The sequence below is a fragment of the Geobacter sulfurreducens PCA genome (assembly GCF_000007985.2).
Taxonomy (GTDB): domain Bacteria; phylum Desulfobacterota; class Desulfuromonadia; order Geobacterales; family Geobacteraceae; genus Geobacter; species Geobacter sulfurreducens.
Map to the genome: position 1 here is coordinate 1,304,786 of NC_002939.5, position 18,714 is coordinate 1,323,499.

19 protein-coding genes are annotated in these 18,714 nt (G+C 63.4%); 16 read left to right on the forward strand and 3 right to left on the reverse strand.

Going from position 1 to position 18,714, the window contains the following annotated elements:
- The first annotated feature begins 5 nt into the window (after positions 1–5).
- The 8 genes from greB (at position 6) to GS_RS06025 (ending at position 7,407) form a co-directional block, all read left to right on the forward strand.
- A complete protein-coding gene (greB, locus tag GS_RS05990; protein WP_010941858.1) occupies positions 6–491 on the forward strand; it encodes a transcription elongation factor GreB in 486 nt (161 codons plus the stop codon).
- A gap of 104 nt (positions 492–595) precedes the next feature.
- Positions 596–1,669 carry a mannose-1-phosphate guanylyltransferase gene (locus GS_RS05995; protein WP_010941859.1) on the forward strand — a complete coding sequence of 358 codons (1,074 nt, stop codon included), beginning with the start codon at positions 596–598 and terminating at the stop codon, positions 1,667–1,669.
- Positions 1,670–1,729: 60 nt separating this feature from the next.
- Positions 1,730–3,190, forward strand: a complete 1,461-nt coding sequence (locus GS_RS06000; RefSeq protein ID WP_010941860.1) for a potassium/proton antiporter — start codon at positions 1,730–1,732, stop codon at positions 3,188–3,190.
- A gap of 150 nt (positions 3,191–3,340) precedes the next feature.
- Positions 3,341–5,395 (forward strand): monovalent cation:proton antiporter family protein, encoded by a 2,055-nt coding sequence (locus GS_RS06005; RefSeq protein ID WP_010941861.1) that lies wholly within the window; start codon positions 3,341–3,343, stop codon positions 5,393–5,395.
- Positions 5,392–5,865, forward strand: a complete 474-nt coding sequence (locus GS_RS06010) for a flavodoxin family protein (protein ID WP_010941862.1) — start codon at positions 5,392–5,394, stop codon at positions 5,863–5,865. The genes GS_RS06005 and GS_RS06010 overlap by 4 nt, the downstream gene beginning before the upstream one ends.
- The gene (locus GS_RS06015) at positions 5,862–6,458 is read left to right on the forward strand and encodes an HD domain-containing protein (protein WP_010941863.1); all 597 of its coding nucleotides are present in this window, start codon (positions 5,862–5,864) and stop codon (positions 6,456–6,458) included. The genes GS_RS06010 and GS_RS06015 overlap by 4 nt, the downstream gene beginning before the upstream one ends.
- 1 nt (position 6,459) lies before the next feature.
- On the forward strand, positions 6,460–6,747 hold the full coding sequence (locus GS_RS06020) for an iron-sulfur cluster biosynthesis family protein (RefSeq protein ID WP_010941864.1): 288 nt from the start codon (positions 6,460–6,462) through the stop codon (positions 6,745–6,747).
- Positions 6,748–6,762: 15 nt separating this feature from the next.
- Positions 6,763–7,407, forward strand: a complete 645-nt coding sequence (locus GS_RS06025) for a trimeric intracellular cation channel family protein (RefSeq protein ID WP_010941865.1) — start codon at positions 6,763–6,765, stop codon at positions 7,405–7,407.
- Positions 7,408–7,426: 19 nt separating this feature from the next.
- On the opposite strand, the gene GS_RS06030 is transcribed toward GS_RS06025, so the two are convergent.
- Positions 7,427–8,158 carry a DUF4197 domain-containing protein gene (locus tag GS_RS06030; RefSeq protein ID WP_010941866.1) on the reverse strand — a complete coding sequence of 244 codons (732 nt, stop codon included), beginning with the start codon at positions 8,156–8,158 and terminating at the stop codon, positions 7,427–7,429.
- A gap of 119 nt (positions 8,159–8,277) precedes the next feature.
- Here GS_RS06030 and GS_RS06035 point away from each other — a divergent pair, with 119 nt between their 5' ends.
- Together GS_RS06035 and GS_RS06040 are read left to right on the forward strand one after the other, a co-directional pair.
- A complete protein-coding gene (locus tag GS_RS06035; RefSeq protein ID WP_010941867.1) occupies positions 8,278–9,189 on the forward strand; it encodes an MBL fold metallo-hydrolase in 912 nt (303 codons plus the stop codon).
- 1 nt (position 9,190) lies between these two features.
- Complete coding sequence (locus GS_RS06040; RefSeq protein WP_010941868.1) at positions 9,191–9,526, forward strand: YajD family HNH nuclease; 336 nt, start codon at positions 9,191–9,193, stop codon at positions 9,524–9,526.
- A 93-nt stretch (positions 9,527–9,619) separates the two neighbouring features.
- Here GS_RS06040 and GS_RS06045 read toward each other — a convergent pair whose 3' ends face one another.
- The gene (locus GS_RS06045; protein WP_010941869.1) at positions 9,620–10,597 is read right to left on the reverse strand and encodes a DUF2950 domain-containing protein; all 978 of its coding nucleotides are present in this window, start codon (positions 10,595–10,597) and stop codon (positions 9,620–9,622) included.
- A 63-nt stretch (positions 10,598–10,660) separates the two neighbouring features.
- Positions 10,661–11,977, reverse strand: coding sequence for a DUF3300 domain-containing protein (locus GS_RS06050; RefSeq protein ID WP_010941870.1), 1,317 nt, complete (start codon positions 11,975–11,977; stop codon positions 10,661–10,663).
- A gap of 307 nt (positions 11,978–12,284) precedes the next feature.
- On the opposite strand from GS_RS06050, the gene GS_RS06055 reads away from it, so the two are divergent.
- From GS_RS06055 to gltX, 6 genes are all read left to right on the forward strand, one after another.
- Positions 12,285–13,286 (forward strand): methyltransferase, encoded by a 1,002-nt coding sequence (locus tag GS_RS06055; RefSeq protein WP_010941871.1) that lies wholly within the window; start codon positions 12,285–12,287, stop codon positions 13,284–13,286.
- 14 nt (positions 13,287–13,300) lie between these two features.
- Positions 13,301–15,022, forward strand: coding sequence for a thiol reductant ABC exporter subunit CydD (cydD, locus tag GS_RS06060; RefSeq protein WP_010941872.1), 1,722 nt, complete (start codon positions 13,301–13,303; stop codon positions 15,020–15,022).
- The gene (gene cydC, locus GS_RS06065) at positions 15,019–16,665 is read left to right on the forward strand and encodes a thiol reductant ABC exporter subunit CydC (protein ID WP_010941873.1); all 1,647 of its coding nucleotides are present in this window, start codon (positions 15,019–15,021) and stop codon (positions 16,663–16,665) included. The genes cydD and cydC overlap by 4 nt, the downstream gene beginning before the upstream one ends.
- 59 nt (positions 16,666–16,724) lie before the next feature.
- The gene (locus GS_RS17410) at positions 16,725–16,892 is read left to right on the forward strand and encodes a hypothetical protein (RefSeq protein ID WP_010941874.1); all 168 of its coding nucleotides are present in this window, start codon (positions 16,725–16,727) and stop codon (positions 16,890–16,892) included.
- 129 nt (positions 16,893–17,021) lie between these two features.
- A complete protein-coding gene (locus GS_RS06070) occupies positions 17,022–17,201 on the forward strand; it encodes a DNA gyrase inhibitor YacG (protein ID WP_010941875.1) in 180 nt (59 codons plus the stop codon).
- Positions 17,202–17,211: 10 nt separating this feature from the next.
- A complete protein-coding gene (gene gltX / locus GS_RS06075; RefSeq protein WP_010941876.1) occupies positions 17,212–18,612 on the forward strand; it encodes a glutamate--tRNA ligase in 1,401 nt (466 codons plus the stop codon).
- Positions 18,613–18,714 lie beyond the last annotated feature (102 nt).

The window sequence follows — 18,714 nt, forward strand, 5'->3', positions numbered from 1 at the left end:
GTCGGATGGCAGGTCATTCCAACTACATCACTCCCGAGGGGGCGAAAAAACTCCGGACCGAGCTGACCTGGCTCTGGAAGGAGGAGCGCCCCCGGGTCACCCAAGGTGTTGCCGATGCGGCCGCCGAGGGTGATCGATCTGAAAACGCCGAGTACATTTACGGTAAGAAGCGGCTGCGGGAGATCGACCGCCGCATCCGCTTCCTTACTCAGCGGCTCGATGCCCTCACGGTTGTTGACGCTCCGCCCCCTGCTACCGACAAGGTTTTTTTCGGTGCCTGGGTGCGGCTCGAAAACGAGGAGGGCGACGAGGTCGTCTACCGGGTTGTCGGCCCGGACGAGACCGATGCCGCCAAAGGGCACATCAGTCTCGACTCCCCCATGGGCAAGTCACTGCTCGGTCGCCGAGAGGGAGACGAGGTTCACGTCCGCCGTCCGGCTGGCGAAGCGGTCTTCACCGTACTCGAAGTCGGCTACCAGCCGCTGGATTAACAGGTTTTTCCCCGTCAGACGCAGGGATGAAGGGCCCGGCTAACCCCGGCTTCACCTCATTCCTGCGTCTTCGTCGTCAGCTTGAATCTCCCGGAGGGCTCCCCATGTACGTCGTCATCCTCGCCGGCGGCTCCGGCACCCGTTTCTGGCCCCTGTCGCGCAAGGCCCACCCCAAACAGCTCATGTCGGTCTTTGGCGGGAAGTCCATGCTGCAACGGACCGTGGAGCGGGTAATCCCCCTCAATCCCAAGCGTATCCTGGTGGTCACCAACCATCTGCAGGCGGACGAAACCCGGCGCCAGCTGGAGTACCTGAGAGGAATACGCATCGATGTGATCGAGGAGCCCATGGGGCGCAATACGGCGCCGGCCATTTCTCTGGCCGCCACCCTCATCGCCCGCCACGATCCGGAAGCGGTCATGGCGGTGCTGCCGGCCGACCACTACATTGCCGACGAGGATGCCTTCTGTGCCGCTCTCCAGCGGGGGCGCGAGCCGGCCATGAACGGCTGGCTGGTCACCTTCGGCATCCTTCCGGACCGGCCCGAAACCGGCTACGGCTATATCGAGGCCGACCGGCACCTGCGGGGAGACGGTCCATACCCGGTCAAACGTTTCGTGGAAAAACCCGATGCGGCCACTGCGGCCCAGTACCTGGCCGCCGGCGGGTTCTACTGGAACAGCGGCATGTTCATGTGGCGCGCCGACGTGATCCTCGACCGGATCGCCAACCACATGCCCGATCTGGCCCGCGCCTTTGCCGGCATTGCCTTCGATGCCGACATCTGGGAACCGGCCGACCTCGCTCCCCAGATTGAGGCCGTCTACGCCATGGTTTCCGGCCAGTCCATCGACTACGGCGTCATGGAGAAGGCTGACAACGTGCTGGTGCTACCCGCCTCCTTCGGCTGGAGCGATGTGGGCAGCTGGAGCGCGCTGCCCGGCTTGATTGCCCCCGACGGCGACGGTACCGTCCGCCTCGCCGGCGAGACCGTCATCAGTGTTGACTCGGCTGGCTGTGTGGTGCGCGGTGAAAAACTCGTGGCACTGGTGGGCGTCAGAGACCTGGTTGTCGTCGACACCCCCGATGCCCTGATGGTCTGCGCCAGGGATGGGGCCCAGGATGTCAGGAAGATAGTGGAAGAACTGGAGCGTCGCGGGCTGAAGCAGTATCTCTGATTGTGACGGGCCCGTGGCCAGTCGTGATATCGCACCTTCCACGCGGGGATTTCGTTGCCAATGACCCCATTCGAATATCTACTTTTAGGTGTTTCCCTTCTGTTGCTGGTGAGCATCCTCGCCAGCAAGGTATCGAGCCGCCTGGGAGTTCCGGCACTTCTTCTCTTCCTCCTGGTGGGGATGCTGGCCGGTTCCGACGGACCGGGCGGCTTTCAGTTCGACAATCCGGTCCTCGTCCAGTCACTTGGCATTGTTGCTCTGGCCTATATCCTTTTTGCCGGAGGACTCGACACCAACTGGCGATCAGTCCGGCCGGTGCTGGGCCGGGCATTGATCCTCTCTACCCTGGGAGTGTTCGTTACGGCATTGCTGGTCGGCTGGTTTGTTCATGCGGTCCTTGACTTTTCGTTGCTCGAGGGGCTGCTGGTGGGGGCCATTGTCTCCTCCACCGATGCTGCTGCTGTGTTTTCGGTGCTCCGTTCTCGCAACGTGAGTCTCAGCGGTGAGCTGAAACCGCTTCTCGAACTGGAGTCGGGCAGCAACGATCCCATGGCGGTCTTCCTGACCGTTGCCATTATTTCCCTGCTTGTGGATCCCGGAGCCAAGCTCTACCATCTCCCCCTGCTGGTCCTGTGGCAAATGGTGGTCGGCGGGGCTGCGGGTTATCTCCTGGGCAAGGGGGGAGTTCTTCTGATCAACCGGCTTCGCCTGGAGTACGAAGGTCTCTACTCGGTGCTCACCCTGACCCTGGTGCTTCTGATTTACAGCGGCACCGTCCTGCTGAAAGGAAACGGCTTTCTTGCGGTCTACGCTGCGGGGCTGGTCATGGGGAACAGCTCCTTTGTGCAGAAAAAGAGCTTGGTCCGGTTCCACGACGGTCTTGCCTGGCTGATGCAGATTACCATGTTTCTGATTCTCGGCCTGCAGGTTTTTCCCTCTCATCTCGTTCCTGTGACACTCGTGGGGCTGTGTACGGCTGCGTTTCTCATGCTGGTGGCCCGGCCCGTCAGCGTTTTTGCGACGCTTCTCTTTACCCCCATGACCGTTCGGGAAAAGACGATGATCTCGTGGGTCGGCTTGCGCGGAGCGGTCCCGATCGTGCTTGCCACTTTTCCGCTGATGGCCGGTGTTGGCAAGGCGGAGATGATCTTCAACGTTGTCTTTTTTATTGTCTGTTCCTCGGCGCTTCTCCAGGGGTCCACGATCCCCCTGGCCGCCCGCTGGCTTGGCCTGGATGCACCAATGCTCGCCAAACGCCGGCGTCCTTTCGAGTTCGAGGCGTCCGACGAGGGTAAAGGAGAGTTGGTCGAAATTGAGATTTCGCCCGTTTCGTTAGCCGTGAATCGCCAGATCGTCGATCTCCACCTCCCGGCGGGATCGCTTATCGTCCTGATCCAGAGACGAGGGGAGTTCGTTGTCCCCGGTGGCGGAACACTCATTGAGGCGGGGGACACGGTGCACCTCCTGGCCGACCGCGAGCGTATCGACGAGATACGAGCCATGTTCGAGACGCCGTCGTGACCCCCGGTCGAGGCGCTTGATTCGTTGCCATTCCGCGATTCGTTGAGAGCGAAAGAAACCGAAACGGCGCCCTGACCGCCGGGCTCCATCATCCAGACGGCCTAGCTTCCTGTGCAAAATGGCACGCTTCAATGTTCAACAGAGGCTTTTGTGGAATTTCAGATACTGCGTGACATGGAAATACTTTTCGGGCTGGCGGTCTTTACGGTGGTGCTCCTGCGCCGGCTCATGTTCCCCTCGATTATCGGTTTTCTCGCCACCGGCATCCTGGCCGGCCCCTCTGCTCTGGGGCTCATCAAGAATACCCACCAGGTGGAGCAGATGGCCGAAATCGGGGTGGTGCTCCTGCTTTTTACCATCGGCATCGAATTCTCGCTCAAGGAGCTGATGCGGATCAAGCACCTCGTCTTCTGGGGCGGGGGGATGCAGGTAGGGGTAACCATCGCCATCGTGGCGGCCTTGGCGTTCGCCTTCGGCATACCGCCCTCCCAGGCCACCTTCTTCGGCTTCCTGGTGGCCCTCTCCAGTACCGCCATCCTCATGAAGCTGCTCATGGACAAGGGGGAGATGGACGCCCCCCACGGTAAGGTGGCGCTCGGCATCCTGATTTTTCAGGACCTCTGCGTGGTCCCCCTCATGCTCTTCACCCCGTTTCTTGCCGGGGCGGGCAACGGTTGGACGGGGATACTCCTGGTATCTCTCAAGGCGGTGGCCGTGGTAGTGGTGGCCCATTTCGGCTCCCGGTTCCTGGTCCCCTGGATTTTCGAACAGGTAGTCAAGAGCCGCAGCCGCGAACTCTTTATCCTCACCATTATCTTTATCGGCTTCGGTACGGCCTGGCTCACGGCCCAGGTAGGACTGTCGCTGGCCCTGGGGGCATTCATCGCCGGCCTAGCCATCTCCGAATCGGAGTACAGTCACCAGGCCCTGGGTGATATCATCCCGTTCCGCGATGCCTTCATGAGCCTGTTCTTCATCTCCGTGGGCATGCTGCTCGATCTGTCCGTCCTGGTTCGGCAGCCGGTCCTGGTGGCCTCCCTCGTTCTGACTATCCTGGTGGTGAAGTTTCTGGTCACGGGCGGAGCGGCCATGGCCCTCGGCATCCCGGCCCGGGTCGGCATCGTCACCGCGCTGGCCCTGGCCCAGATCGGCGAATTCTCCTTCATTCTTTCCCAGACCGGCATGCAGTACGGTCTCCTCTCCAAGGATATGTACCAGGTATTTCTGGCTGCATCGGTAGCCACCATGGCTCTCACTCCGCTTTGCCTCAAGGTGGGTGCGCCGGTGGCGAGTTATCTGGTGGGGGTTTTGCCGACACCCTTGACCCGGGGCCGGGGCGTGCTTCGGGGGAAAGAGAAGAAGCTTTCCCTGACGGATCATGTAATCGTGGTCGGCTACGGCGTCAACGGCAGGAATCTTTCCCGGGTGCTGAAGGTCCAGAAAATCCCCCATGTGGTGATCGAAACCAATCCCTTCACGGTCTCCACGGAGAAGAGCAAGGGAACCCGCATCATGTTCGGCGACGCCACCCGGCCCGAGGTTCTCACCCACTCAGCCGTGGAGCGCGCGCGCAGCATCGTCATCGCCATTTCCGATGCGGCCGCCAGCCGCCGGGTCGTGGCCCTGGCGCGGCAGATGAGCCCCACCATCCACATCATCGTCCGGACCCGCTACATTGCCGAGATGGAGCCCCTGTACAAGCTGGGCGCCAACGAGGTTGTGCCTGAGGAGTTCGAGACGTCCATCGAGATATTCTCCCGGGTTCTGCGCAACTTCCTCATCCCCCAGGACCAGATCGATCAGTGCGTGGGAGAAATTCGGCGGGGTTCCTACGACATGTTCCGCACCATGAGTCGCCGTCACAGCCACGCCGTAGGGATCGCCGGGTACCTATCCGGCGCGGAGATCGCTACCTTCCGCGTGAAGAAGGGAGCCCCCATCGAGGGTGAAAGCCTGCGGCAAGGGACCCTGCGAACCAGGTCGGGCGCCACGCTCCTGGTGATCAAGCGGGGGGACGAGGTGACGCCCAATCCCGACCCGGTCTGGGTCCTGCAGGAGGGGGACATCGTATTGCTGCTTGGCACGCCGGAGCAACTCGCCGCAGCCTCGCGGCTTTTCGAGGCACCGGCGGTGGAGGGCGGGCCCGTTGCGCCGCCCCCGGCGGATAGCAGCCGACACGACACCAGCAACAGGAGAGACCAGTGAAAAAAGTACTCGTGACCTATTACTCGCGTAGCGGCAATACCGAAAAAATGGCCCGTATGATCGCCGACAGCCTCGTGACCAGAGATCTGGCCGTTGAGTTGATAAAGGTCGAGGAGGTCGATATCGACACGCTTCCCTCCTATGACGGCTTCATCGTCGGCTCTCCCAACTACTTCGGCACCATGGCCTGGCCAGTGAAAAAGTTCATCGACGAGAGCGTCAAGTACTTCAGGAAGCTCGACGGCAGGGCCGCTGCCGCGTTCACTTCGGAAGGGATGATTGGCGGCGGGGGCGACACGGTGGTCCTTGATATCCTCAAGGCATTCCTGATTCACGGCTGTATCGTCCAGGGGCTCACCTCGGCCGGGCATTACGGCCCCGTGGCCGTGGGGGCCCCCGACGAACGGATCGCCAATGAGGTGAACGTTCTCGCAACAACCTTCGCCGAGCTGGTGAACCGCGTCCGATGAGCAACGGAACTGCACAGGGGGGCGAGACGGTCCCGGAGACCGCCCGTCACTGCCGTGAGCTCGTCGACCGCTGGCTTGCCGACGGAAGCTTCGACCGGCGCCTCCCGGAGGTCGCGCGGCTGCGGGGCGTACCCCAGCCCGAGGTCTATCACGCCGAGGGCGACGCTTTCGTCCATACGATGCTTGCTCTGTCGGCCGTAGACGGCGGGGCTGATTCGCGGGTCTTCTGGGGGGTGCTCCTGCACGATATCGGCAAGGCGGAGACCACCGAGTTCATCAGCGGACGCTGGCGCGCCTGGGGTCATGCCGAGCGCGGCGCAGCCATGGTGCCGGCAGTCATGGAGCGGTTGGGACTCCCGGAACTGGCCGCGGACGTGGTCTGGCTGGTCAGGCACCATACCTTCCATTTCTCCTGGAACCTGACGCCGGACGTGCGACTCACCCGTAACCAGCGCCGTTTCCTGGAGCATCCTCTGTTGCCGTTGTTGCTGGAGGTCTGCCGCGCCGACGCGGACGGCTCCCATGGGGGTAGCGACAAGGGCGATAAGATCGAGCAGATAGCGGATCTGCTCAACGACGAAAGGAGAGCATGACATGACGATCACTGATGCGGCAAAAGCGGTTCTCGCGCCGATTGTGGGGGAGCACCCCGGAAAGATTCTGCGTGTTGTCTTTGAGGGGTTTGGTTGAGGCGGTCCCCGCTTGGGACTGGTTCTGGATGAACCGGCTGATAACGACGCGCGGATGGTTCTGAATGGCATCGAGGTGGCGGTGACCAGCAATTTCCGCTCCCTCCTGGACGACCAGATACTTGACTACATTACCAATGAGCAGGGAGAGGGACTCGTTTTCAGACGGGAATCGGGCGATGTCTGCTGCTGAGGGTGGAACCGGATCATGATTACTGCGCTGGACGTCTTCGGGACGTTCGTTTTCGCCCTGTCAGGGGCATTCAGGGCGATCAAATACGAGTTGGACCTTCTTGGAGTTCTTGTGCTGGCGGTTGCCACCGGGGTGGGGGGCGGCATGATCCGCGATCTGCTCCTGGGGACCACGCCGCCCATGGTCTTTCGCAATGAATCCTATCTGGCCATCTGCGTGGCCGGCGGGCTTCTGGTCTTCCTGGCCGCTGGTCGGCTTGCCCCGATCTGGGACTGGGTCATGGTGGCCGATGCCGTTGGCCTGGGCGTCTTTGCCGCCATCGGTGCCCAGAAGGGGGCCGCGGGTGGGCTCGGTGGCTTCGGCATCGTCATGATGGCGGCCATGACCGCCACCGGCGGCGGCGTGGTGCGGGACATCCTGGTGATGGAGATTCCCGCCGTGCTCCGCACCGACTTCTATGCCAGCGCCGCCATCCTCGGTGGCGCATGCTTCGTGGCGGCCCGGGCCGCCGGCGCGCCAGAGCAGGTCCAGCTCTTCACCTGTCTGGCGGTCACCCTGGTTCTGCGTCTGCTCGCCATGCGCTTCGGTCTTTCCCTCCCGCGGATAAAGGGGCTCGCCCCTGCGCCGGGGGACGGCGGCACAGGGGACGGCAAAGAGTAAAACGGGGCATCCGCCCCCCCTACTTGGAGCCGAACACGGTCTTCAGCAGTTCCGTGGTGCGGGCCGCGGGGTTGGTCCGGATTTTTTTCTCCTCTTGGCCCAGCATGGTGAAGAGGCCGTCGAGGGCCTTGTCGGTCACATAGGTGTCCAGGTCAAGGGATGTCCCGCCCGCCAGGGCCGCCAGGGGAAGGGCCTCGTACTTGCCGATCATCTCCTGGTACGCCCGGGTGGTTCCCACCTCGGACATGCTCTTGGCTATGACCGGCTTGAACTCTTCGAACAGCTTGGAACGGGTCTTCCCTTCCAGGAACGTGGTGGCTGCCCGGTCTCCGCCGTTGAGGATCTTCTTGGCATCGTCAAAGGTCATCTGCCGAACCGCATCGCCGAAGAGCCCTGCGGCCTTTGGCGCTGCCTTCTCGGCCGCCCGGTTCATGCTCAGGACGAATTCGTCCACCTGCTTGCGGTACCCGAGGGTGCCGAGGACGTCGGCTGCCGTGCGGATCTTTTCCGGCAGGAGGATCTTGACCAACTGGTTGCCGAAATAGCCGTCGGGCTTTGCCACGGCGTTCACTGCCCGTTCCGTGCCCGTGGCCAGTGCCTCCTTCAGGCCCTTGACCACCGTGGCGTCGTCGAGGGCTGAACCCTGCAGCAGCGGCGCGGCCCGTTGCGTCAGTTCATCGAGAAAACCGGCCCGGCATTCGCCGGCGGTCACGAGCGTTGCCAGGCAGGCGAACAGCAGCAGACGTTTCATGGGTGCCTCCTTTTCCGTTCCGAGTGTGCCTCCCCATCCACGTGAAGTATGATTGGTTTTGCCGATTATGCAAGACGGGGCGCACCCTCCGTCCCACTTCCCTTCAGCGAGGTAGAGCTATGGCTTCTCTCACCCTTCGACACTTGGCAGGCAATACCTGGCTCATCCCCGCACCGGCCGCCATCGGCGTGTATGTGCGCAACGGACGGGCCGTGCTCATCGACAGCGGCAATGACGAGGAGGCGGGACGTCAGATCCTGAAGCTCCTGAACGGCCAGGGGTGGACCCTTGACCTCATCGTCAACACCCACTCCAATGCCGACCATATCGGCGGCAATGCCTTTCTCCAGAAAAAGACCGGCTGCCGCGTCGCCGCCACGGTCCCGGAGGCGGCCTTCATCGCCAACCCCATCCTCGAGCCGTCTTTTCTTTACGGCGGCTATCCCGTGAAGGCGCTACGCAACAAGTTCCTCATGGCCAAGCCGTCCACGGTCACCGACATCATCGAGGCCATCGGCCCTATCCTTGACACGGGGCTGGAGGCGGTCCCGCTGGCCGGCCACTTTTTCGGCATGATCGGCATCCGTACCCCGGACGGCGTCCTCTTCGCCGCCGACAGCCTGTTTCCGGAGACAATCCTCGCCAAGTATCCCATATTCTACCTCTACGACATCCGGGAGCACCTTGCGTCGCTCCAGCGGCTCCGGGAACTGGAGGCTGCCATCTACGTTCCGAGCCACGGCGCGCCGTCCCCGGAGATTCTCCCGCTGATAGAAGCCAACGAGCAGCGCGTGCGACAGACCGTTTCCTTTGTGGAGTCCTGCTGCACGGATGCGCCGGCCTCCTTCGAAACCGTGCTGGAACGCGTCTGCGGGGAGTATGGCATCGTTCTCGACCCGAACCAGTACGTGCTCGTGGGAAACACCATCCGCTCCATCCTCGCCTTCCTGTCCGAAGAGGGGCGGCTCGCCATGATCTTCGACGGGGGCAGGCTGCTCTGGGGTACCGCCGCCGATCAACGGGAGGCGTGAGATGGGGCAGTCATTCCGGCCCCGCAGACCCGGCAAGCCCCCCGTGCGCAGCGATGCCGAGCTCGATGAAATGGTGCGGCGCATGCGCGCGGAACAGTCCGGCCCCGGCAGCTACCGGGAGCAGTCGCTGAAGATCCACGGCTGGATCTGCGCAAAGTGCGGCCGGGAGTTTGAGCTCAACAACCTGCACTTGCTCACGGTGCACCACCGGGACGGCAACCACCACAACAATCCCCCCGATGGCAGCAACTGGGAGAACCTCTGCGTCTGGTGCCACGACGACGAGCACAGCCGCGGCGTACTGGGGGACTACCTGGACGACCGCAGCAAAAAGTGAGCGGGCGACTGCCACGTCAGGAAGTAAAAAGGCCCTGGTTTCCCGGGGCCTTTACTGTTCGAAGGGGTAAAAGGGTAAGAATCGTCGAGGCGGCTATTTTCGCGCAGGCGTCTGCTCGGTCTTGACCGGCTTCCAGGTGGGATCGGGATCGAACAGCTCCATAGACTCGGCCCTGCGCCGCGTGTCCTTGCCGAGATTCTTTTCGTACACCTTGCCCGCCTGATTCACGATAAAGGTCATCACCCCCGAGTTGCCGTATTCGGCGGGATAGGCAACCAGAGCAAAACCAAGAAGCATCTTGTCCTTGATCACGTAGTGGTACGCGCCACCGACGGCATGCTTTCCCTGGCCCTTGAGTATCTTGAAGTAGTAGCCGTGGAAGGGGGAGAGGTTACGCTCCGGCGCATACCCTTCCTTTGCCGCCTGGGCCACCAATGGGCCGAGGGGGCTCTGCAACTCACCCTCCTTCGCTTCCCAGTAGAGACCGTCACGGTTTCCTTCCGTGCTGAAAAGCCGCTGGGCGAACTCGACCTTGCCTCCGCCGCGGCAATCCTTGCTCGCATACTCCAGTTGGGCATCCACGTACGCGTCGAGCACATCGATGACGTGCAACTCGTTCCGGCCGATCCTCCGTTTCAGAATTTCGCTCTTTCCTTTCCTCACGTCGAAGATCCAGCGGGAGCCTTTCTTGACAATGGGAATTGGCATGGTCCACTGATCGGGGCCAACGTGCACGACGGCCGTGGTTGCCGATTTCCGCTCAAGCCGATTCGCCTGTTCAAACGAATTGAGGAAACGTTCCCGATCCGTCTTGTCCGCCACCTCGTCGCCCGAAGAGACCAACTCCTTACTGCCGGGGCCCAGGATCTGCAGCAACTCCTTCTCGTCATGCGCTGTTACGGCAGCAACAAGGGCCTTGACCGCCTCGTCGGGGGAGGCAAAGGTTTTTTGCCGAACGGTTGCAGCCGTCGAGGGTGAGGCTATCAGCGACAGGAACATGGCAACGGCTGCGATAACGGCCGCCAGGGCCAGCCGGCCGCGTGCGCCTTGGTGGTATGCGAACTGTTTCATGTGTCTTCTCCTCTGCGCCCAGTGGTGCTCTCGGGGGAACGAAACGCCCGGCAGTGGCTGGCGCTACCTGAATTCCTTCTTGCCCCCACCGCGGCCACCGCCACCACCGCCTCCCGGCATTCTCATTTCGCCGCCCCCTCTGCCGCCGCCGGATGGTGCCCGCTGGCCGCTCCAGCCCCCTCTGCCGCCCCCCTGGGGCGCCGGTGTGACGCTCCGGATGCTGGACTCGCCGCGTTTGATGGCCCGGCGCTCAAACGATCCTTCGCCCACGCCCTGGAAGGGGGTATCGCGTCTTGCCGGTTTCTGCACCTGCTCGCGCTGGGGTGGTTGCGCCTGTGGCGCGACCGTGCTGTCCCGCCGCGGGACCTGGCCGGGGCCCTTCCCCGTCTGCGGCGCGCCCGGCACGTCACGTCGCTCACGAGCCGGCTGCTGCTGCCTGCTCTCCGGCCTGCCCGGGAATTTGCCGGGGTAGCCGCGCGTTTCCGGCCTGACCGGTGCCATCCGGGGCGGCCGCTTGCCGTAGAAATCACTCGTTTTCCTGTCCCGATAGGCCACGCCCCGCCGGTGAACGGGGTTGTGCTGCCAGACGTGGCTGCCCACATCCCGTCGATAGTAGTGCTGATGAAACCTTCTCGTCTTGCCGATGTTCACATAGACGCGGTGAACGGGCCAGTCGAACCAGGCCCAGGCAAAGAGGTCGAAACCAATAAAAACCCGCGGACCGAAACCGATATAGCCGCCCGTGATGGCGAATCCCGGCGGATAGTACCAGTAGTAGGGCGGGTAGGCGGGATACCACCAGGGGCCGTACACGTACAACGGATTGTAGACCGGCACATAGACGACGGTCGGGTCGGCCGGTTCGATCCGGATGATTTCCTTCTCGTGGATGACCTTCTGCTCGGCGGTTGTTTTGAGATTTCCCTGTTCGTCAGCCTTTCGCCTCAGTTCCTGAATGGTGGCCGTAACATCGTCCTCCTGACTCAGGAAGGCATCGCCCAGCTTCCTCGTCTGGTCGAGCTTCTCGCTCATGGCGAAAAGGATATCCGGGAAATGGCAGAGCGACTTGACGCTGGGGTCCCAAGACTTTTCCTGGAGGGCTTTATCCAACTCTTCACCCTTAAGGCCCATGTTTTGCCGCCGCCATCGCTCCGCATCCACCACTTCAAGCGGATAGGTGGAAGCCATCAGGATCTGGGCCGTCAATGAGTCGGGGTAGAGGGCAATCGGCGCAAGCATCTGGGTCAATTCCTCTTTGCTGAATGTAGTTGCCTGCTCGGGTGCGCTCTCTTCGTCCTGCGCAAGCAGGCCGGCCGGTATCATGAGCATGACGATGATGATGCAGGCCAACCGCAGCGCTCTCGTGATTATCGATTTCATACGATCTCCTCTGATACCTTCCGGTTCGTCACGACCCGGTCGGAAGGCTGCCAAGCTTCGATTGAATCTCCTAAAGTATAACGGCAATTTCTTACTGCGCATCCCTTGCCCGGCCATTTGGACAGCCGCGTGCGCACGGGCCTCCAGCGGCGGCATGGGGTGCGGTCCGGCAGCTTATCCGCCGCACGCACGCCGAAATCGGAATAAAGGATCTTGCATATTTCAGTGACGCGGGTATGTTCATTGTCATTATCCCGTGGTTGAGCCATTCTCGGCCGCGGGAGACAGCTGTCGACCGGAGGCACGCATGGAACCGAAAAACTGGACACCGGCAGAACTCTTGCAACTTTCGAGTGGCTACTGGAACATCGGCGCGCTCCACGCCGCAGTGAGTCTCGATGTCTTTACTCCTCTTGCCGGTGGTGATCTCTCTGCCGAGGAACTTGCGGAACGGTTGGGCGCCGACGGCCGGGCTCTCGCCATGCTCCTTGATGCCCTGACCGCCATGGAGCTTGTGCACAAGCGGGCAGACCGCTACGGGGCAGCGCCCGCCGCCTGTCGCTTTCTCTCGCAGGATTCGCCCGATTACCTGGGCCATATCATCAGGCATCACCATCACCTGGTGGCCGGGTGGGCGCGTCTGGACGATGCGGTGCGCAGCGGCGGGCCGGTTCGGCAAAGCTCGTCCCACGGCAGCGACGAATCAGCGCGGGAGAGCTTCCTGATGGGCATGTTCAACCTGGCCATGCTGTCGGCTCCGCGGGTGGTGCCCCGGATCGATCTTTCAGGACGGCAACGGCTCCTGGACCTGGGGGGCGGCCCCGGCACCTGGGCCATCCAGTTCTGTCTCCACAACCCCGGGCTTCGGGCCGTGGTCTACGACCTTCCCACCACCCGCCCCTTTGCCGAGCGGACCATAGCCCGCTTCGGTCTGGCAGATCGGGTTTCCTTCGAGGAGGGGAATTTTCTCTCCGGGGAAATCCCGGGGAGGTACGATGTGGCCTGGCTCTCCCAGATTCTTCATTCCGAGGGGCCCGAAGGGTGCGCCGTCGTTATTGAAAAGGCGGTGACAGCCCTCGAACCGGGAGGCATCATCATGGTGCAGGAGTTTATCCTGAACGATGCCAAGGACGGTCCGCTCTTTCCGGCCCTCTTTTCACTGAACATGCTGGTGGGGACAGCGCGGGGGCAGGCCTATACCGAAGGTGAGCTGAAGGCCATGATGGCGGCAGCCGGCGTGCGCGACCTGCGACGCATTCCCCTGGATATCCCCAACGGCGCTGGCGTCATTGCCGGGACCGTTGCCTGAGGTGTCATCCCTTCATGAACAACGGCACGCCTGAGCATACCGGGCAACGGCCCGAGCAGTGGCTCATGGGCGAGGCCCGGCAGGTGCGGGGACCTCTCCTGGTTGCGATAGGTTGTGCCTTTGCGGCCGGGCTGCTGGTCATCCTCCAGGCCCGGCTCCTGGCGTCGGCCTGCCATCGGGTGGTTATCGGTGGAGCCGGAGGAGAGTCGGTGCTCCCTCTCGCGACTGCCGTTGCCGCCGTGGCCCTCGGACGGGGCGTGCTGGCCCTTGTGTCCGAACGGCGCTCCGCCGCGGCTGCGGCGCGCCTCAAGGAACGGGTGCGCAGCGCTCTCTACCGGCGGCTCCTGGCCCTGGGACCGGCCGGCAGGGCAGGGGAGGAGACCGGCCCTCTGGTGGAAGCGGTGACGGCGGGCGTGGAAGGGCTCGAACCCTACGTGGCCCGCTTTCTGCCCCATCTGGCCCTGGCGGCGCTCCTGCCGGCGGCGGTCCTGTTCGTCGTGGTCCCGGCCGAGTGGCGCGCCGGCCTCGTCCTTCTTTTTTCCGCCCCGTTCATTCCCCTGTTCATGGTCCTCATCGGCCGGGGATCCGAAAGCCTCAACCGGCGCCAGTGGGGCCGGCTTTCCCGGCTGGCGGGACACCTCCTCGACCTGGTGCAGGGTCTGCCGGACCTGAAGCTGTTCGGAGCGGTCAAGCGCGAGGCCGAGGCCGTGGCGCGGGTTTCTGAGGAGTATCGCCAGGCGACCATGGCGGTGCTCCGGATTGCCTTCCTTTCGGCCTTTACCCTGGAGTTTTTCGCCACCGTCGGCACAGCGGTGGTGGCCGTAGTGGTGGGCTTTCGGCTTCTGTCCGGGAGCCTGGGGCTCGTCGATGGCCTCTTCGTGCTGCTCCTGGCGCCGGAATTCTACCTGCCGCTCCGGACGCTGGGGCTCTCCTACCATGCCCGGATGCAGGGGGTGGCCGCCGCCGAGCGGCTCACCCCCCTCATGTCCCTTCCCTTGCCCCATGGCGGGATGGACGGGCTGCCCATCCCGCCGGGAGCGCCGGCCATCCGGTTCGAAGGGGTCAGCTTCCGCTATGGCGGCGAACGGGGCGGGGTCGAGGGGATCGACCTGGAACTGCCGGCCGGCAGCATCACGGCGCTTGCGGGAAGGAGCGGCGCAGGCAAGACGACGCTGGTTCGGCTTCTGGTGGGGTTGGCCCGGCCGGTGCAGGGGAGGATTACGGTCAACGGGATCGACCTGGGCCTCGTACAGCCGGACGCCTGGCGGTCGACCATTGCCTGGGTGCCCCAACGTCCCTTTTTCTTCAGGGCGACCATTCGGGAGAACCTTCTGCTCGGCCGGCCGGATGCCTCCGATGACGATATCCGTGCCGCCCTTGATGCGGCGACGGCAACGCCTTTCATCCAACGGCTGCCCCAAGGGCTTGAAACCTTGCTGGGCGATCGAGGAGCGGGGCTGTCCGGGGGCGAGCTGCGGCGGCTGGCCCTGGCGCGGGCGTTTGTGCGCCGGGCGACACTCGTGGTCCTGGATGAGCCGACCGCCGGTCTCGACCCCGAAAACGAACGCCTGGTGGGCGATGCCCTGGACCGGATCGCCGCGGGAAGGACGGTACTGGTGATTTCCCACCGCGAGGAGACCATCCGCCGGGCCGGGCGGGTGGCAGTGCTCGCGGGAGGCACCATCGAAGGAATCATGGGGGCCGAAGCGTTCCTGGCACAGGAGGGCCCGGCATGAGAGAGCTCTTCCGTATCCTCGCCGTGGCCCGCGGACAGTGGTCATGGATGGCGGCCGGCATGCTCCTCGCCGTGGCCGTTATCGCTGCCAACGCCCTTCTCATGGCAGTTTCCGGCTGGTTCATCGCCTCCATGGCCGTTGCCGGCACCACGGGCGCCGCCTTCAACTACTTTTTCCCCTCGGCCGCCATCCGCGGGCTCGCCATCCTGCGGACCGTGGGGCGCTACCTGGAGCGCCTGGTGACCCACGAGGCCGGCTTCCGGGTCCTTGCCCTCCTGCGCGTCTGGCTCTTCCGGCGGCTTGAGCCCCTGGCGCCGGCAACGCTGGAGCGGTTGGGCGGGGGAGACGTGGCCGGGAGGCTCCGGTCGGACGTGGATGCCCTGGAAAGTCTCTATCTGCGGATCATGCTCCCTCTCGCCGCCGGTGGGGGGGCTATCCTGGCTGCAACGGCTTTTGTTGCCCTCTGGAGCACCTCTGCCGCCGGAGTTCTTTTTCTCGCACTGCTGGCCGCCGGGGTGGGCCTGCCCCTGGTGGCGCGCCGATTGGCGGAGCAGCCCGGCCGCCGTTCCGCCGAACTGGCCGGCAGCCTGCGGGAAGCCGTGACCGAAGGGCTTCAGGGCGGCGAGGAGCTGATCCTGCTGGGGGCGGTCGAGCGTCAGGCGTCGCTGGTTGATGATCTTTCGCGACGGCTGGTGGCGGAGCAGGAGCGTCTGGCGGCAGGAGGAGGCGTCACCCTGGCGGGTGGGATTGTCTGCGGCGGGGTCGGGGTGGCCGCAGTCCTTGCGATTGCATCCTTTCAGGTTGCCGCCGGGGAACTCGGCGGACCGCTGCTGGTGATGCTGCTACTCTTTGCCGCGGCTGCCTTCGAGGCTGCCGGCGGAATGCCCGCTGCGCTCCAGCACCTGCCAGCCGCCCGGGAGTCGGCGCGAAGAATTCTCGAACTGGCCGATTCACCGCCGCCGGTGCCGGAACCCGCTACGCCGGTGCCTCTCCCGGCCACCACGGAGATCGTCTTCCGCAACGTCTCGTTCTCCCATGACCCCTCTCTGCCGGTACTCCGGGACGTTAACCTGACCGTGCCCGCCGGGGGACGGGTAGCGCTCATGGGCCCCAGCGGCTCGGGCAAGAGTACCGTGGCCGACATCCTCCTTCGCTTCCGCGATTACGGGGGAAGCGTCACCCTGGGGGGCATCGAACTCCGTGACCTGGGAGGGGAGGCTATTCGCGGGCTGATCGCTGTGGTTCCCCAACAGCCCCACCTCTTCAACGGCACCATCAGAGAGAATATCCTTCTGGGCAACCCGGCGGCCGAAGAGGAGCAGGTGCGTCGGGCTGTCCGGGATGCTGCCCTTGCCGAGTGGGTCGACGGATTGCCCCTGGGTCTGGATACCCCGGTGGGTGAGGGGGGGAGTGCCGTGTCGGGAGGAGAGGCCCGCCGGATCGCCCTGGCCCGGGCCCTGTTGAAGGATGCACCGGTTTTTCTGCTGGACGAGCCCACCGAGGGGCTCGACTTCGCCACCGAACAACGGGTGATTGCAGCGCTGGCGAATCGGACCGAGGGGAAGACCGTGCTGATCATTTCCCACCGTCCAGCTTGTGGTGACATGGCTGAACAGGTGCACTATTTTGTTAAAGTTCCCTGAGGTTATGCCGATGAATCAGATAAAGTACTGATGCATGATCGTCCAGGGAGCCAATCTACGTGGAAGAGCCAGTCTACCGTTTCTCCTTTCTTTCAGTGGCCCAGGTCCATTCGTTTGCCATGGATCAGCCGGTCTCCATCGTTCTGGGCCCCGACAACATGTACTGGGTCGTTCCCGACGCCATGGTGGGCGAACTCCACCGGCGGGGCTTTCAGTTCTTTCGTTGATCCCACTTTGACATTGACTGGAAACGCGAGATGGCGGTAGTATTCCGTGCTTGGGATCTGACCGACCGATACCGCACGTCCCCGGGATGCGCCTGCTCCTGGGGGTTTTTGTTTCACCGCGAGATGCCGATGATTACCACGCTGACATGCCCCCGCTGTCGAGCCGAAACCGTCTGGGAGGGGAATCCCCACCGGCCGTTCTGCTCGGCACGCTGCAAGACCGTTGATCTGGCCGCCTGGGCCGACGAGGAGTATCGCATCGCCGGTCCCGAAGCCCCTTCCGACAACGACGAAAACGACCGAGAGTAAGGAGCACTTCATGTCCGACGTACGTTTGCGCTTCGCGCCGAGCCCCACGGGCTATCTCCACGTGGGGGGAGCGCGTACCGCACTTTTCAATTGGCTGCTGGCCCGCAAGCAGGGCGGTACATTCATCCTGCGCATCGAGGATACCGATGTTGCCCGTTCCACCCAGGAATCGGTTGATGCCATCCTCCAGGGGATGGAATGGCTCGGCCTCGACTGGGATGAGGGGCCTTTCTATCAATCCGAGCGCTTTCCCGTCTACCGGGAGTTCGTGGAACGGCTCCTGGCCGAGGGAAAGGCGTACCGCTGCTACTGCACGCCCGAGGAGTTGGAGGCGCGGCGCGAACAGGCCATGAAGGAGGGGCGCAAGCCCAAGTATGACGGTACCTGCCGCGATCTTGTCACTCAGGACGCCGACAGGCCCTTTGTGGTCCGCTTCAGGGCCCCCCACGAAGGGGTGACAGCCTTCGACGATCTGATCAAAGGCCGGATCGCCTTTAACAACGAGGAGCTGGACGACCTGATCATACAGCGCACCGACGGAACCCCCACCTATAACTTCGTGGTGGTTATCGACGATGCAACCATGGGGATCACCACCGTCATCCGCGGTGACGATCATATCAACAACACTCCCCGCCAGATTCTGCTCTACGAGGCCCTGGGCTACCCGGTGCCCCGTTTTGCCCACGTGCCGATGATCCTCGGCGCCGACAAGACCCGGCTTTCCAAACGGCATGGCGCCACGAGCGTCATGGCTTACCGCGACATGGGGTTTCTGCCCGAAGCGATGGTCAATTACCTGGTGCGGCTCGGCTGGAGCCACGGGGACGAAGAGATATTCAGCCGGCAGGACCTTGTCGAGAAGTTCACGATTGAAGCGGTGGGCAAGTCTGCAGGGGTGTTCAATCCGGACAAGCTCCTCTGGCTCAACCATCACTACATCAAAGAGAGCTCGCCCGAGCGACTCGCGGAGCTTCTGGTGCCGTTTCTCCGGGAGCGGGGTGTCGACCCCTCGACCGGACCGAGCCTCCCTCAAGTGGTCAAGACTCTTCAGGAGCGGTCGCGGACTCTCGTTGAGATGGCCGACGGTGCCCTGTTCTACTATCGGAGCGAAATCAGCTATGACGAGGAGGCAGCCGCCAAGCATCTGGTGCCGGGGACGCTTCCTCTGCTTGCCTCGCTCGCGGAGAAACTCGACGCGTGTGCCGATTTCAGCCATTCGGGGCTCGAGGCCGCATTCAAGGAGTTCATTGCGGAAAAGGGGATCAAATTCGGGCAACTGGGACCGGCCGTGCGCGTTTCTCTGTGCGGCGGCACCGCTTCACCCGGTATCTACGAGGTTGTAGAGGCTCTCGGCAAGGACGAGACGCTGCGGCGGCTGCGCCGGGCCGTGGCATATCTGGAGCAGTAGACCGAACCATTTCGCGCACTGCAAAAGGGGCGGCACGATCGGATTCGTGCCGCCCCTTTTTTGTCGAAATGTTCTGCTGCCCCGGCGACCCGCCGGTGCAGT